Source organism: Streptomyces cinerochromogenes (genome assembly GCF_014648635.1).
Classification (GTDB): Bacteria; Actinomycetota; Actinomycetes; order Streptomycetales; family Streptomycetaceae; genus Streptomyces; species Streptomyces cinerochromogenes.
This window is the reverse complement of record NZ_BMRM01000026.1, coordinates 58,680-73,533: the sequence shown is the minus strand read 5'-3', so window position 1 is coordinate 73,533 and position 14,854 is coordinate 58,680. Positions and strand designations below refer to the sequence as shown.

Genomic DNA, 14,854 nt, shown 5'->3' with positions numbered 1-14,854 from the left:
TGGTGCCTCCTACGGGGGCTGGGGACGGTTCGTGGACTACTCGGGGGTTTCGTCCAGCGCGTGGGCCACCAGGGCCAGGAGGGTCTCGATCACCGAGATCCGGCGCCGCGCGTCCATGATCATGACAGGTATGTGCGGAGGAATCGTGAGGGCCTCGCGCACGTCCTCCGGCTCGAACCGCTCGCTGCCGTCGAAGTGGTTGACCGCGACGACGTAGGGCAGTCCGCAGCTCTCGAAGTAGTCCAGCGCCGGGAAGCAGTCCTTCAGGCGCCGGGTGTCGGCCATGACGACGGCGCCGATCGCGCCGCGCACCAGGTCGTCCCACATGAACCAGAACCGCTGCTGGCCCGGCGTGCCGAACAGGTAGAGCACCAGGTCGTCGTCGAGCGTGATGCGGCCGAAGTCCATGGCCACGGTGGTGGTGAGCTTGCCCGGCGTGGCCGACAGGTCGTCGGTGCCCTCGCTCGCCTCGGTCATCAGCGCCTCGGTCTGCAGGGGCGTGATCTCCGAGACGGAGGTGACGAGGGTGGTCTTGCCGACACCGAAGCCGCCCGCCACCACGATCTTGGTCGCGATGGGAGCGCGCGTTCGGTCCGTCTGCCAGGACCTCAGGTCCTCGTCCGGCTCGGCGAACCCGGCGACGAGGGGGGTGCCCCCGAAGGAGGCGGTGGCGTCAGAGACGGCGGAGTCCACTCAGCACCCTTTCCAGCAGAGCGCGGTCCGGGCGGCCGGTGCCGTGACCGGTTCCGGTGCCGTACACACGGATCTTTCCCTGGTCCGCGAGGTCGCTCAGGAGCACGCGGACCACGCCGAGCGGCATCTTCAGCAGCGCGGCGATCTCGGCCACCGTGCGCATACGGCGGCACAGTTCGACAATGGCCCGCATCTCCGGCATGACCCGGGCGGACAGCGGCGCACTTGTCAGTTCCCTGCGCTCCTCCGGGGCCTCCAGCGCGGCCACGAACGTCTCCACCAGGAGGACGTGGCCGAAGCGGGTACGGCCGCCGGTGAGCGAGTAGGGGCGGACGCGGGCGGGCTTGCGGTCGCCGCCGCGGACCGGGAGCTGTGTCCTCCCCGGTTTCCTCCCGGTGCCGGTCATCGGGCGCTCCCCGTCGACTCGGTCTCCAGGGACTTGCGGAGTTCGCTGCGGAGTTCGGGCGTCAGGACGTGCCCGGCGCGGCCGACGAAGAGCGCCATGTGGTACGCCACGACGCTCATGTCGCACTCGGCGGAGCCGTGCACGCCGAGCAGTGAGCCGTCGCTGATCGACATCACGAACAGGCTGCCCTCCTCCATCGCGACCATGGTGTGCTTGACCCCGCCGAACGCCAGCAGCTTCGCGGCGCCGACGGTGAGGCTGCCGATGCCGGAGACGATGGTGGCGAGGTCCGCGGAGGAGCCCCGGGGGCCCTTCGCGGGACGGGCCTGTCGGGACTGCTCGCTGTGGCCCGGGTCGGACGACAGCAGGAGCAGTCCGTCGGAGGAGACCACGGCGACGGACTGGATGCCGGGTACTTCCTCTACCAGGTTGGTCAGCAGCCAGTGCAGGTTGCGGGCTTCACTGCTCAGTCCGTAGGTAGTGGGCGCGGTCAACTGCTTGCCTCCTCGGCTGTGCCCCCCGTGGCTTCTTCGGCGTGTGCGCGGCTGGTCGGCCGCTTGGTGTTGGCCGTGTGTTCTGCGATCTCCGCCTCCACGTCGCGGTAGCCGGCCTGGGCTCCGCTGCGGAAGCCGCCGAGCCTGCGGCGCAGGGCCTCGGCGTCGACGGAGGTGCTGCGCTGGCGGGGCGGGGCCGCGGGGGCGGTGATCCTGGGTGTGCGCTTGGGGAGGCCCTTGCTGGTGAGCACCTCGGCCTGTGGCGCTTCGTCGGGGTCGTTCGCCCCGGCCCCGCCTTCGGTGTCCGTGTTCCCGGCCGCACCGCCCGTGCGGGCTGCGTGGTCGCCTCCGGGCGGCCCCTGGGGGGCGTCCTCGCCTGCGGCGACCGCCGGGCCGTGGGCGCTGTCCGCCGGCTCGTGGGCACGGGCCGACCGCTCGTGGGAACGGCCCGACAGCTCGTCGGCGCGGTCCGACCGCTCGTGGGGACGGTCCGCCGCCTCGTTCGCCGGCTCCGCCGGGGACTCCGGCAGCAGCAGCTCCATCGTCGTCTCGGCGGGCGTCTCCGCCGGGGGCTTCGGACGGGTCTCGGTGTCCCCGGCGGGCCGGCCGGCGTGTTCGTGGGTGGCCTCCGCGGCCTGTTCACGGGTGGCCTGCGCGGCCTGCTCCGACGCCTCCTCGGCCGCCTCCCGAACCGCCTGTTCCGCCAGGGTGACCAGGGGGTCCTCGTCCTTGGCGCGGGCGGGCAGGACGTTGGAGTTGGCCTCCGCGTCGGCGCCGGGGAGCGTGAGGGTGCCCGTGCCGCCGGGGGTGGTGGTCCGGGGCGGGAGGGCCGTGGGCGGGGCCTCGGTGAGGAGGCCGGACGGGAGGACGACCACCGCCGCGAGGCCGCCCTGCTTCTGCTCGCGCAGCTGCACGCGGACGCCGTGGCGGTGGGCCAGGCGCGCGACGACGTACAGGCCGAGGCCGAGGCCGTCGTCGCCCTCCTGGTCGTAGAGGGACTCGGGGTCGAACTCGGCGAGGCGGGCGTTGAGGCGGGCGAGGCGGTCCTCCGACACGCCGATGCCCTCGTCCTGGACCGACAGCATGACCTCGCCGGACTCCAGGAGCCAGCCGGAGACCTCCACCGGCAGGTCCGGCGGGGAGAACGAGGTGGCGTTCTCCATGAGTTCGGCCAGCAGGTGGGAGAGGTCGTCAGCGGCGAAGCCCGCCACGTGGGCGTGCGGGGGCAGGGCCGCGATGCGGACGCGCTCGTAGCGCTCGATCTCGCTGACCGCCGCCCGGACCACGTCGACCAGCGGCACCGGGCCGGGGTGCTGCTGGACGTGCTCGGTACCGGCGAGGACCAGGAGGTTCTCGCTGTGCCGGCGCATCACCGTGGCGAAGTGGTCGAGCTTGAAGAGCGTGGCGAGGCGGTCCGGGTCCTGCTCGCGGTCCTCCAGGCCCTCGATGACGGCCAGCTGGCGCTCGACCAGGCCCAGGGTGCGCAGCGCCAGGTTGACGAAGGTGGAGCCGATGCTGGTGCGCAGCCGCTCCAGCTGGGCTGCGGAGTCGGCGAGTTCGGCGCGCAGCTCCTCGCGGGCGTCGGCCATCTTCTGCCGCTGGCCGACCAGGTGCTTGCGGTCGGTCTCCAGGGTGGCGACCCGCTCGTGCAGGGCCGCCGCGTGCGCGTGCAGGGCGTTGACCGAGCGGACCACCTGGGCGAACTCGTCGTTGCGGCCCGTGAACGCGATCGGGTCCTGGGCCGCCGGGTCCTCGGCCTCGGCGAGGCGGGCCGAGCCGCGCCGCAGCACCGACAGGGGACGGGTCAGGCTACGGGCCATGGCGGTGGCGACGCCGACCGCGACCAGCAGCAGCACGCCGAGGACCGCGACCCGGATCTCCAGGGCGGTGACGTCGTCGTCGCGGAGCTTTTCGAGGTCCTTGGTGCGGTGGTCGTAGAGCGCGGACTCGGCGCCGCGCATCAGGTCGACGCGGGCGGACAGGGCCGCGTCCAGCTTCTTGGTGCTGGTGGTCAGCTCGCTGTCGGCGAGGGTGGGCTGGTCGGTGAGCGTCGCCAGGTACTTCTCGGCCGAGTTGACCTCGGGGCCGGTGACCGTCGAGGTGTAGGAGTCGACGGCGGCCTTGGGCGCGGTCGCGCGGAAGTCGGCGAGGGACGCGTCGGCGCGCAGCCGGGCCTGCTGGGCGGCCACGGTGAGCGCGTCGCGCTGTTTGCGGTCCGCTTCGCTGCTGGTGGCGGAGGTGGTGGGCAGGCCGGTGGCGGGGTCGATCACCGTCTGGCTGCGGGAGGGGACGTTCAGCGCGGCCAGCAGCAGGCCGCGGGCGGCGGCGGACTGCTGGACGGCGGCGTCCAGTTCGGCCAGGGCGTGGGCGCCGGAGCCGGCCCGCGGGGGCATCTGCTCGGCCAGCTGCTCGGCGAGCCGGTGCAGCGCGGTGATCGTCGCCGAGTACTCCTGGTGGGCCTGGAGGGCGGTGGTCTTGCCGGTGAGCGCGGCCCGGCGCAGCGCGTCGACGCCGTCGAGGGTGGTGCGCAGGTCCGCCGGGGTGTCGGTGTCGGCGCGCAGCTCCTCCACCTGCCGGTCCACGCGGGCGCTGCGGTCCTCGGAGGGCGCCTTGGACCTGGGGCGGCCGGCCGCGATGTACGAGGTGACCTCGTCGCGCTCGTCGGCCAGGGAATGGGCGAGGGTGAGCGCGTCCTGGGTGCGGGCGGCGAGTGTCACCAGCTCCTGGGAGTCGCTGACGTCCCCTGAGGCGGTGAGCAGCGCGGGCGCGCCGGCTCCCGCCACGGCGGCGGCCACCACGGCCACGGCGACGATCAGCCGGGTGCGCACGTGAGTGGGGCGGCCGGAGCCCACGGGGGTCTGGGGGACGGTCCCCTCGGGGGCCGTCTGCCTGCCTGTGCGCCGAGGCCGCTTCTTCTGCACCGGTGCTCGCATTCCTGAACTCGTCTACCCAGGGGCCCGGGTGGCACCCCGTCATCTCGGTGCCAAGTGGTGCGTACACCCGGTTCGTACGGTTCCCGACCCTCCCAGCGCCGGTGGGCAGTGGTCGCGCATCACCTGACCCGCCACCCGAAGGAGTGAACATCGGAGGGGAGTTGGCGGGCAAGTTCCTCTGGCGTGTGCGCGGCTGCCGTACGCCGTGCCGGTTGGACGCGCGCGGCAGGCTTTGGCAGTATTCGCCACCACACCTTCCCGGAGTGCCCCATTCCCGCCCAAACCAGGCGCCTGACCTGCACGGTCATGAGAATGCGCCGAGCGGTTGCCAGCCTTTGGCGGGGCGTGTGAAGGGCTCGTGCAGACTGGCCGGATGCGCACTGATCTCGTTTCGGAACCCGGCGACGCGGCCCGCCCCAACGAGGACTTCGCCGGTGTCGGACTACCCGCTTCCGGACAGGGCGGTTGCGTGATCGTCCTGGACGGGGTGACGCCGCCGAGCGGCGGGACGGGCTGTCTGCATTCCGTCCCCTGGTTCACCGCACGCCTGGGCGGAGCACTGACCGAACTGACCGTTTCCGTCCGAGATCTGACGCTCCCGGAGATTCTCGCGCGGGCGATCCGGCGCACCGCCGACGCCCACGCGGACACCTGTGACCTTTCTCACCCGCGAACCCCCCAGGCAACCGTCGTCCTGACCCGCTGGTCCGCCGCCGAGGTCGAGTACCTGGTGCTGTCCGACTCGGCGTTGCTGCTGCAGGGGCCCGACGGCGCGGTCACGCCGGTGCTGGACGACCGGCTGGCCCGGCTGCCGCGCGCCGCGCTCGCCACCGACGCCCTGGTCGACGCGAACCTGCGCAACAAGGAGGGCGGCTTCTTCACGGCCGCCGCCGATCCCGCGGTGGCCGCGCGGGCGGTCACCGGTGTCCTGCCCCGGCGTGAGGTCCGGGCGCTGGCCGCGCTGACGGACGGCGCGACCCGCTGGACGGAGACGTTCCGGGAGGGCGACTGGACGGCCCTGTTCGACGTGGTCGCGAAGGACGGCGCACGGTCGCTGGTGGAGCGGGTACGGGAGCTGGAGGCGGCGGACCGTGAGGAGCGGGCGTTCCTGGGACGGAGCAAGACGCACGACGACGCGACGGTGGTCTTCGCGGAGCTGTGAGCCGCCGTCCGGCCGCGGCCGACGGAGAGGGCCGCTCCACCGCGCCCCCGTGCCGGTCGCCGCGCCCCCGGGCCGGACCACGGCGACCCCGCGCCAGACCATCGCGGCCCCGTGCCAGACCATCGCGACCCCGCGCCGGACCATCCGGACCCCGCGCCGGACCATGGCGACCCCGCGCCCGGCCATCGGGACCCCGTACCCGGCCCCTCGGGACCCCGTGCCGGACTACTTCGCCATGACGTCGTTCAGCTCGTGGAGCAGCCGGGCCAGTTCCGCGACCTCGGTGCGGTTCCAGTGGGCCAGCTGGCGGACGTAGCGGGCGCGGCGGGCCTCGCGGACCGTGCCGACGCGGCGGCGTCCCTCCTCGGTGAGGGTGACCAGCCAGGCGCGGCCGTCGGCGGGGTCGGGTTCGCGGGCGATCAGGCCCAGGTCCTCCAGGGCCCGCAGCTGGCGGGACATGGTGGCCTTGCCGACGCCGATGTAGGCGGCGAGTTCCGTGGCCCGCTGACCGCCGAGTTCGTCCAGCCGGATGAGCAGGCCGTACGCGGAGGACTCCAGGTCGGGGTGGACCTCGCGGGCCATCTCGCCCTGGTTGGCGCGGGCGCGCCGGAGCAGCACGGTCAACTCGCGCTCCAGCGCCAGGAATTCCTGGTCTGCACCACTGGGCGTCACCTGGCCGGCGGCGCCGTGCGCGTCGCCGTTTCCGTCCTCGTGCACGTCAGCACCCCTGATCGGTTTCGCGGTCCTGAAAGTTTCTGTCAAATGTCGTCATAGCCGCAGCTCCGTAAGTATTTCGCAGGCGTAGACCAACGGCGTCCCCCGGACCCCCTTCCCACGCCGTATCTACGTGCGTAGCTTCTTTACCACGCCCTTAATGGCATGCCCACGCCCAGTGGGCGCGCCGGTGCCGTGAGCCCCCCACACAGCTCTCCCCCCACCCCACTCCCCGGAGGCACGACATGCCCGTGCTCAGACCCGGCTCGCCTCTCTCCCCCCTCTCCCCCCGCGTCCGCTCCCTCCCCCGCCCGCGCCCCCTCGCCGTCCTTCTCACGGCGCTGCTCGCGGCGCTCTCCCTCAGCCTCCCGCTCACCTCCGCGCAGGCCGCGAGCACCCCCAGCCGCGGCTCCGCCCACATGGGCATGGGCGTCCTCGCCCACGACGGCCAGGACGGCACCCCCAGCACCGGGGACGCCACCCAGACCGAGGGCGTGGACGTCTCTGCCTACCAGGGCAACGTCGCCTGGTCGACGCTGTGGAACAGTGGGGTCCGCTGGGCGTACACCAAGGCGACGGAAGGCACGTACTACACGAACCCGTACTTCGCCCAGCAGTACAACGGTTCCTACAACGCCGGCATGATCCGCGGTTCCTACCACTTCGCCACCCCGGACACCACCAGCGGCGCCACCCAGGCCAACTACTTCGTCGACCACGGCGGCGGCTGGTCCCGCGACGGCAAGACGCTGCCCGGCGCCCTCGACATCGAGTGGAACCCGTACGGCGCCGCCTGCTACGGCAAGACCGCGAGCCAGATGGTCAGCTGGATCACCGACTTCATCAACACCTACAGGTCGCGCACCGGCCGCTACCCGGTGATCTACACGGCCACCAGCTGGTGGACCCAGTGCACCGGCGACTACGGCGGCTTCGCGGCGAACAACCCCCTGTGGATCGCCCGCTACGCCTCCGACCCGGGGACGCTGCCGGCCGGGTGGTCGTACTACACCATGTGGCAGTACACCTCCTCCGGCCCGACCGTCGGCGACCACGACAAGTTCAACGGCGCGCTCGACCGGGTGCAGGCACTGGCCCTCGGCTGACTCACCCCCTCCGGCCGGGGGCCCGGGGGTCGCCCCCCGGACAAGCACAGCAACGGCGCGCTCGACCGGGTGCAGGCACTGGCGCTCGGCTGACACACCCCCTCCGGCCGGGGGCCCGGGGGTCGCCCCCCGGACAAGCACAGCAACGGCGCGCTCGACCGGGCGCAGGCACTGGCCCTCGGCCGACACACCCCTCCGGCCGGGGGCCCGGGGGTCGCCCCCCGGACAAGCACAGCAACGGCGCGCTCGACCGGGTGCAGGCACTGGCCCTCGGCCGACACCCCCCTCCGGCCGGGGGCCCGGGTGTCGCCCCCGGACAAGCACAGCAACGGCGCGCTCGACCGGGTGCAGGCACTGACCCTCGGGCCGACAGGCCCCGGCCCGCGGCCGGCGTCCGGGCGGTGGCCCCCGGCGGTGGGGGCCACCGGTTGCACCGCGCTGCGTTGGTGCTCCGCGCCGCCCGGGATCATGCTGGTCAGGAGAGCCTGCCGAGCAAGGGCGAGATGAGCGGCGATGGAGCGACAGTCGACGTACACGGCCACGGCCACCATCGATGAGCAGGGCATCCTGACCGGCTGGAGCGAGGGAGCCCGGCGGCTGCTCGGCTACGACTCCCCGGCCGTGGTCGGCCGGCCCGCCACCGCGCTCCTCGCCACCGACGCCGCCGCGGTCCGGCGGGCGCTGACCGGCCGCACCCGCTGGAACGGCACCGTCCCGCTGCGCCACCGGGACGGCCGGCACGTGGAACTCGGCGTGCTCGCCCACCGCCGCACCACGGGCGCCGGGGCCACCGACTGGCTCGTGGTGAGCGCCGTGACGGCCCGGCCCCAGCCGCCCCGGGGCGAACCGCTGGAGGAGTGGACGTTCCTCCAGTCCCCCTTTCCCCTGGCGATCTTCGACGCGGAGCTGTGCCTGGTGCGCGCCAACCGCCGGCTGGAGCACGCCCTCGCCCTGCCCGAGGCGGCGATGCGCGGGCTGAGCCTCGCCCACATCGTGCCGGGGACCGCGAGCGAGGAGGCTCACCGGGCGATGCGGCTGGCACTGGAGTCCGGCCGGCCGCAGGAGGCGCGGGGCAGGCTCGGCCCCGACCTCGGCCGGACCACCCTGCTCACTCCCCTGAAGGACGCCGACGGCCGGGTGCGGGCCGTCTGCCTGTCCGTGGAGCAGCCGTCCCCGGAGGCCACCGGTCACGCCCGGCCCCCCGCCGAGTCCGAATCCGCCGTGGGGACGGCGGCGGAACAGGCCCGCGCCGCCCAGGAACTGGCCGAGGTCACGGTCCCCCGGCTGGCCGACGCCATGGCCGTCGACCTGCTGGACTCCCCGCTGACCGACACCGGGGCCGGCCGCCCCGGGCCGGAACAGTTCGTGCTGCGCCGGGCCGCCCTGCGCGCCGTCCCCGACGGCCAGGGGTCCGGCTCCGGCACCGGTGTCGGCGAGGCGGTCGTCTGCCCGGCCGGCTCGCCGCCCGCCCGCTGCCTGACGCTGTCCGTCCCCCAGCTGTACGACACGGCGGACCCGGCGGTCGCCGAGTGGGCGGCGCTGGACCCGGGCGCCGCGTGGCTGCGCGCGTCCGGCGCGCACGCCCTGCTGGCGGTGCCCCTGCTCGCCCCGGGCGGCACGCTGGGCGTCGCCGTGTTCGGCCGGCACCCGGAGCGGGGGCCCTTCGGCCCGGAGGAGCTGCGGCTCGCCGAGGAGTTCGCCGCCAAGGCCGCCACCGGCATCGAGCAGGCCCGCGGCTACTCCCGTTCCCGTACCACCACCATGGCCCTGCAGCGCAGCCTGCTGCCGCACACACTGCCCGAGCAGGAGGCCCTGGAGATCGCCACCCGCTACCTGCCGGCCGCGACCCGGGCCGGCGTGGGCGGCGACTGGTTCGACGTGATCCCGCTGTCCGGGGCGCGGGTGGCGCTGGTCGTGGGCGACGTGGTGGGCCACGGCATCCGCGCCTCCGCCACCATGGGCCGGCTGCGCACGGCGGTGCGCACCCTGGCCGACGTCGACCTGCCGGCCGACGAGCTGCTCACCCACCTGGACGACCTGGTGCTGCGGCTCGCCGCCGACGAGGGCAGCGCGGACCCGGACGCGGACAGCGCCGGCGGCATCGGCACGACCTGCCTGTACGCCGTCTACGACCCGGTCACGCGCCGGTGCTCGGTGGCCCGGGCCGGGCATCCGCCGCCCGCCGTGGTGAGCCCGGAGGGCGTCGTCCGCTTCCTCGACGTACCCGCGGGGCCACCGCTGGGGCTCGGCGGGCTGCCCTTCGAGGCGTTCGAGACGGAGCTGCCCGAGGGCAGTCTGCTGGCGCTGTACACCGACGGTCTGCTGGAGGCCCGCGACCACGACATCGACGAGGCGCTGGAGAAGATGTTCACCGCGCTCGGCCGCCCCGCGAAGTCACTGGACTCGGTGTGCGACCGGGTCCTCACCGAGCTGCTCACCCGCCGCCCCGACGACGACATCGCCCTGCTGGTGGCCCGTACGCGGGCGCTGCACGAGGACCTGGTCGCCTCCTGGCAGCTGGACGACGAGTTCACGGTCGTCTCCCTGGCCCGCCGGTACGCCACCGAGCAGCTGTCGGCCTGGGGGCTGGACGAGGCCTCCTTCACCACCGAGCTGATGGTCAGCGAGCTGGTCACCAACGCCATCCGGTACGGCCGCCCGCCCATCCGGCTCCGGCTGATCCACCAGGGCACCAAACTGATCAGCGAGGTCTACGACTCCAGCGGCACCACCCCGCACATGCGGCGGGCCCGGATCTTCGACGAGGGCGGCCGCGGCCTGCTGCTGGTCGCCCAGCTCGCCGACCGCTGGGGCACCCGGCACGACCGGGTGGGCAAGACGGTGTGGGCGGAGCAGTCGCTGACGACACCCTGACCCCGGACGCCGGCCCCGGACGCGGACACACCCCCGCCCCGCCGCGGGGAGCGGGCGGGGCGGGGGCCGGCTAGTACCAGTGGGCCTCCCAGTCGAAATGGTTCCCGTGGTGCTCCAGGTGCCGGTGCTCGTGCGCCGGGGCGTGGACCACCGTCGATGTGACGGCGGGCAGCAGCACGCCTCCAGCGATCGCACCGACCGAGAAGACGATCACGGCCAACTGCCTGCTCCGCCGCCGGCCACCCTCCACGCAGGTCCTGATCAGGTGTTTCATGGTTCTCGCCTGCCTCGTTCGCGGGCCGTGGTCATGTCCGGTGTCGCCGGTGCGCCCCACACGTCCAAGGGGCCGCACCGGCGGGGCGAGGCGGTCAGTCCCAGTCGTTGTCCCAGTAGACCCACTTGCAGATGTACTGGTGGTACCCCTGGTGCCACCAGCAGTAGTAGTACTTGTGGTGGTGGTCGTGGTGCCCGTGGTCGTGGTCGTGGTGCCCGTAACCCTGGTGCGCCGATGCCTGGGCGACCGTCGGCGCCGGGGCCGCGCTCGCGCTGACGGCCGGCAGCATCACCCCGCCGGCGACGGCACCGGCCGAGACGACGATCGCGGCCAGACGCCTGCCCCGCATCCACTGGCGCACCGCGCAGGTACTGATCATGTGCTTCACGGTTCTCTCCTGCCTTGTTCCGCGGGCCCTGGTCGGTGTCCGGTGTCTCCGGTGCGGCCCGCACTTCCAGTAGGCCGGAACGGCGGGGCGGGGTCATGTTCCGAGGACTCGGGACTTGACGGCACGGAACGCGGCCCCTAGGGGGGTGCCCGGAGCACGGGACAGGCCCAGGACGGGGGCTCGGGCGGCTCGGCAGGCGCGGACGGCACGGCAGGGGCGGACGGCGCGGGAGGGGCGGGAGGCGCCGACGTCACGGGAGGAGCGGGCGGCTCGGCCCGCTGCTCGGCGGGGTCCGCGCAGCGGGCGGCCGGGGGCAGGTCCGCGGACGCCGGTACGGCCCCGCCCCGGCCCGCGCCGCCGACGGCGCCGCGCAGGGCCCCGACGAACTCCAGGCAGGTGGCGTAGCGGTCGTCGGGAATCTTCGCCAGGGCCCGGCGCAGGATCTCGTCCGCGGCGGCGGGGATGTCCGGCCGTCTCTTGCTCAGCGCGGGCGGCGGGTCGTACTGGTGGGCCCAGAGCAGCTCCAGGTGGTCCGCCCGCTGGAAGGGCGGGGTGCCCGCGAGGGTCTCGTGGACCACACAGGCGAGGCTGTACTGGTCGGAACGGCCGTCCACCGGGCGGCCGGCGATCCGCTCGGGCGCCACGTAGTCCAGCGTGCCGACGAACTCGCCCGCCGTGGTGAACCCGGTGAGCGACAGGGACTTCTTGGCCAGCCCGAAGTCGGTGAGGTACACGTGCTCCGGGTGGTCGCTGTCGACGCCCTTGGTGATCAGCACGTTGCCGGGCTTGACGTCCCGGTGCACCAGGTCGCGGGCGTGGGCCGCGTCGAGGGCGGAGGCGAGCTGGGCGGCGATGCGCAGCGCGGTCGGCACCGGGAGGGGGCCCTCGCGGTCCAGCAGGGCGCGCAGGTCGAGGCCGGCCACGAAGCACATGGCGATGTACAGCACCCCGTCCGCCTCGCCGGCCTCGAAGACCGGCACGATGTTGGGGTGGTCGATGGCGGCGGCCACCCGGGACTCCTGGGCGAAGCGGCTGCGGAAGGCCTCGTTGCGGGTGTACTCGGGGGCGAGCAGCTTCAGGGCGACCGTGCGGCCGAGACGCAGGTCCTTGGCGCAGTAGACGACGGCCATCCCGCCACGGCCGAGTTCGCGCTCCACCCGGTAGCCCGCGATCTCGGCCCCGATCAGGCCGGAGGCGCTGTCGGGAGCCCACGTCACGTCTGAATTCTACCGAGTGATCCCCTTCCGGGCCCATGGCGGAGACAGGGCCGGCGCGCACGGGGGGGGCCGGCGCGCACGGGGAAGGCCCGGGGCTCCCTCACGGGACCCGGGCCTCCCCCGTCCGGACGCTCGCCCGGAAGCGGTCGTCACGCCGCGAGCGGGACCTCCGGCGCCGCCTCGCTCGTGGCGGGCGCGAGCGCCAGCTCCAGGACCTGGCGGACGTCGGTCACGGCGTGGACGTCCAGCTTGTCCAGCACCTCGGCCGGGACGTCGTCCAGGTCGGGCTCGTTGCGCTTGGGGATGATCACGGTGGTCACCCCGGCGCGGTGGGCGGCGAGCAGCTTCTGCTTCACACCGCCGATCGGCAGCACCCGGCCGGTCAGCGAGACCTCGCCGGTCATGGCGACGTCGGTGCGGACCAGGCGGCCGGAGAGCAGCGAGGCGAGGGCCGTGGTCATCGTGATGCCCGCGCTCGGGCCGTCCTTCGGCACCGCGCCCGCCGGGAAGTGGATGTGCACGCCCCGGTCCTTCAGGTCGGCCACCGGCAGCTCCAGCTCGGCGCCGTGGCTGCGCAGGAAGCTCAGCGCGATCTGCGCCGACTCCTTCATCACGTCACCCAGCTGTCCGGTCAGGGTCAGCCCCGCCGCGCCCGTCTCCGGGTCGGCCAGGGACGCCTCGACGTAGAGCACGTCGCCGCCGGCGCCGGTGACCGCGAGGCCGGTCGCCACACCGGGCACGGCCGTACGGCGCTCGGCCGGGTCCTGGGCGGACTCGGGCACGTGGTGCGGCCGGCCGATCAGCGCGCGCAGGTCGCCGTCGGTGACGGTGAACGGCAGCTCGCGCTCGCCCAGTTCGTGCTGGGCGGCGATCTTCCGCAGCAGCCGGGCGATGGACCGCTCCAGGGTCCGCACGCCCGCCTCGCGGGTGTACTCGCCGGCGAGCTTGCGCAGCGCGCTCTCGTCCAGCGTGACCTCGTCCTCGCCCAGACCGGCCCGCTCCAGCTGGCGCGGGAGCAGGTGGTCGCGGGCGATGACGACCTTCTCGTCCTCGGTGTAGCCGTCCAGGCGGACGATCTCCATCCGGTCGGCGAGCGCCTCCGGGATCGCCTCCAGGACGTTGGCGGTGGCGAGGAAGACCACGTCGGACAGGTCCAGCTCGACCTCCAGGTAGTGGTCCCGGAAGGTGTGGTTCTGCGCCGGGTCGAGCACTTCGAGGAGGGCTGCGGCCGGGTCGCCCCGGAAGTCGGAGCCCACCTTGTCGATCTCGTCCAACAGGACCACCGGGTTCATCGACCCGGCCTCCTTGACGGCCCGCACGATCCGGCCGGGCAGCGCGCCGACGTACGTGCGCCGGTGGCCGCGGATCTCGGCCTCGTCGCGCACGCCGCCGAGGGCGACGCGGACGAACTTGCGGCCCATGGCGTGGGCGACGCTCTCCCCCAGGCTGGTCTTTCCGACACCGGGGGGACCGACCAGGGCGAGTACGGCACCGCCGCGCCGGCCGCCGATGACGCCGAGCCCGCGGTCGGTGCGCCGCTTGCGCACGGCGAGGTACTCGGTGATGCGCTCCTTCACGTCCTCCAGGCCGGCGTGCTCGGCGTCGAGGACCGCCTTGGCGCCCTGGATGTCGTAGGCGTCCTCGGTCCGCTCGTTCCACGGCATCTCCAGGACCGTGTCCAGCCAGGTGCGGATCCAGGAGCCCTCGGGCGACTGGTCGGAGGCGCGCTCCAGCTTGTCGACCTCCTTCAGGGCGGCCTCGCGGACCTTCTCCGGCAGGTCGGCGGCCTCCACGCGGGCGCGGTAGTCGTCGGACTCCTCGGCGGAGTCCTTGGCGTCCCCGTTCAGCTCGCGCAACTCCTTGCGCACCGCCTCCAGCTGACGGCGCAGCAGGAACTCGCGCTGCTGCTTGTCGACGCCCTCCTGGACGTCCTTGGCGATGGTCTCGGCGACCTCCTGCTCGGCGAGGTGGTCGCGCAGCTGCTGCGTGGCGAGCTTGAGACGGGCCACCGGGTCGGCCGTCTCCAGCAGCTCGACCTTCTGCTCGGTGGTCAGGAACGGCGAGTAGCCGGAGTTGTCGGCGAGCGCCGACACGTCGTCGATGGCCTGGACGCGGTCCACGACCTGCCAGGCGCCGCGCTTCTTCAGCCACGTGGTGGCGAGCGCCTTGTACTCCTTGACCAGCTCCGCCACCTGGCCCGGCAGCGGCTCCGGCACGCCCTCCGCGACCCGGGCGCCCTCGACCCAGAGCGCGGCGCCCGGTCCGGTGGTGCCGGCGCCGATGCGGACCCGGCTCCGGCCGCGGATCAGGGCCCCCGGGTCACCGTCGGCCAGCCGGCCGACCTGCTCGACCGTGCCGAGGACTCCGGTCTTGGCGTACGTGCCGTCGATGCGCGGCACCAGCAGCACCTTGGGCTTTCCGGGTTCGGAGCGGGCGGCGGCCTGCGCGGCCTCCACCGCGGCCCGCACCTCGGCGTCGCTCAGGTCCAGCGGAACCACCATCCCGGGCAGCACGACCTCGTCGTCGAGCGGCAGCACGGGCAGGGTCAGCGTGAACGCCGGTGACTCAGCAGCCATGATTTCCCCTTCGGCAG

The 14,854-nt window shown here is 73.8% G+C and carries 12 protein-coding genes; 3 read left to right on the top strand and 9 right to left on the bottom strand.

The features are described 5' to 3' along the window. Positions 1-36 precede the first annotated feature (36 nt). The 4 genes from IEZ20_RS35730 to IEZ20_RS35715 are packed head-to-tail and all read right to left on the bottom strand — an operon-like array spanning position 37 to position 4,514. Positions 37-693 carry a GTP-binding protein gene (locus IEZ20_RS35730; protein ID WP_189306547.1) on the bottom strand — a complete coding sequence of 219 codons (657 nt, stop codon included), beginning with the start codon at positions 691-693 and terminating at the stop codon, positions 37-39. Beyond that, positions 674-1,099, bottom strand: coding sequence for a DUF742 domain-containing protein (locus IEZ20_RS35725; protein WP_189306545.1), 426 nt, complete (start codon positions 1,097-1,099; stop codon positions 674-676). Before IEZ20_RS35725 ends, IEZ20_RS35730 begins: the two co-directional genes overlap by 20 nt. Beyond that, positions 1,096-1,593, bottom strand: coding sequence for a roadblock/LC7 domain-containing protein (locus IEZ20_RS35720; RefSeq protein ID WP_189306543.1), 498 nt, complete (start codon positions 1,591-1,593; stop codon positions 1,096-1,098). Before IEZ20_RS35720 ends, IEZ20_RS35725 begins: the two co-directional genes overlap by 4 nt. Then, a complete protein-coding gene (locus IEZ20_RS35715; RefSeq protein WP_229896432.1) occupies positions 1,590-4,514 on the bottom strand; it encodes a sensor histidine kinase in 2,925 nt (974 codons plus the stop codon). Before IEZ20_RS35715 ends, IEZ20_RS35720 begins: the two co-directional genes overlap by 4 nt. Positions 4,515-4,899: 385 nt before the next feature. Here IEZ20_RS35715 and IEZ20_RS35710 point away from each other — a divergent pair, with 385 nt between their 5' ends. Further along, entirely contained in the window at positions 4,900-5,688 is a 789-nt protein-coding gene (locus IEZ20_RS35710; protein WP_189306539.1) for a protein phosphatase 2C domain-containing protein, read from the top strand. A 225-nt stretch (positions 5,689-5,913) separates the two neighbouring features. On the opposite strand, the gene IEZ20_RS35705 is transcribed toward IEZ20_RS35710, so the two are convergent. Continuing rightward, positions 5,914-6,405, bottom strand: a complete 492-nt coding sequence (locus IEZ20_RS35705; RefSeq protein ID WP_189306537.1) for a MarR family winged helix-turn-helix transcriptional regulator — start codon at positions 6,403-6,405, stop codon at positions 5,914-5,916. Positions 6,406-6,647: 242 nt separating this feature from the next. On the opposite strand from IEZ20_RS35705, the gene IEZ20_RS35700 reads away from it, so the two are divergent. Both IEZ20_RS35700 and IEZ20_RS35695 read left to right on the top strand, forming a co-directional pair. Then, positions 6,648-7,508: a lysozyme gene (locus IEZ20_RS35700; RefSeq protein WP_229896431.1), complete on the top strand. Its 861-nt coding sequence runs from the start codon at positions 6,648-6,650 to the stop codon at positions 7,506-7,508. A 513-nt stretch (positions 7,509-8,021) separates the two neighbouring features. Next, positions 8,022-10,382 carry a SpoIIE family protein phosphatase gene (locus IEZ20_RS35695; protein WP_189306535.1) on the top strand — a complete coding sequence of 787 codons (2,361 nt, stop codon included), beginning with the start codon at positions 8,022-8,024 and terminating at the stop codon, positions 10,380-10,382. 70 nt (positions 10,383-10,452) lie between these two features. Here IEZ20_RS35695 and IEZ20_RS35690 read toward each other — a convergent pair whose 3' ends face one another. From IEZ20_RS35690 to lon, 4 genes are all read right to left on the bottom strand, one after another. Continuing rightward, positions 10,453-10,656 (bottom strand): hypothetical protein, encoded by a 204-nt coding sequence (locus IEZ20_RS35690; protein WP_189306533.1) that lies wholly within the window; start codon positions 10,654-10,656, stop codon positions 10,453-10,455. A gap of 94 nt (positions 10,657-10,750) precedes the next feature. Next, positions 10,751-11,044 carry a hypothetical protein gene (locus IEZ20_RS35685; protein ID WP_189306531.1) on the bottom strand — a complete coding sequence of 98 codons (294 nt, stop codon included), beginning with the start codon at positions 11,042-11,044 and terminating at the stop codon, positions 10,751-10,753. A gap of 137 nt (positions 11,045-11,181) precedes the next feature. Beyond that, complete coding sequence (locus IEZ20_RS35680; protein WP_229896430.1) at positions 11,182-12,261, bottom strand: serine/threonine-protein kinase; 1,080 nt, start codon at positions 12,259-12,261, stop codon at positions 11,182-11,184. Positions 12,262-12,410: 149 nt separating this feature from the next. Beyond that, positions 12,411-14,837: an endopeptidase La gene (gene lon, locus IEZ20_RS35675; RefSeq protein ID WP_189306529.1), complete on the bottom strand. Its 2,427-nt coding sequence runs from the start codon at positions 14,835-14,837 to the stop codon at positions 12,411-12,413. Positions 14,838-14,854: the final 17 nt, after the last annotated feature.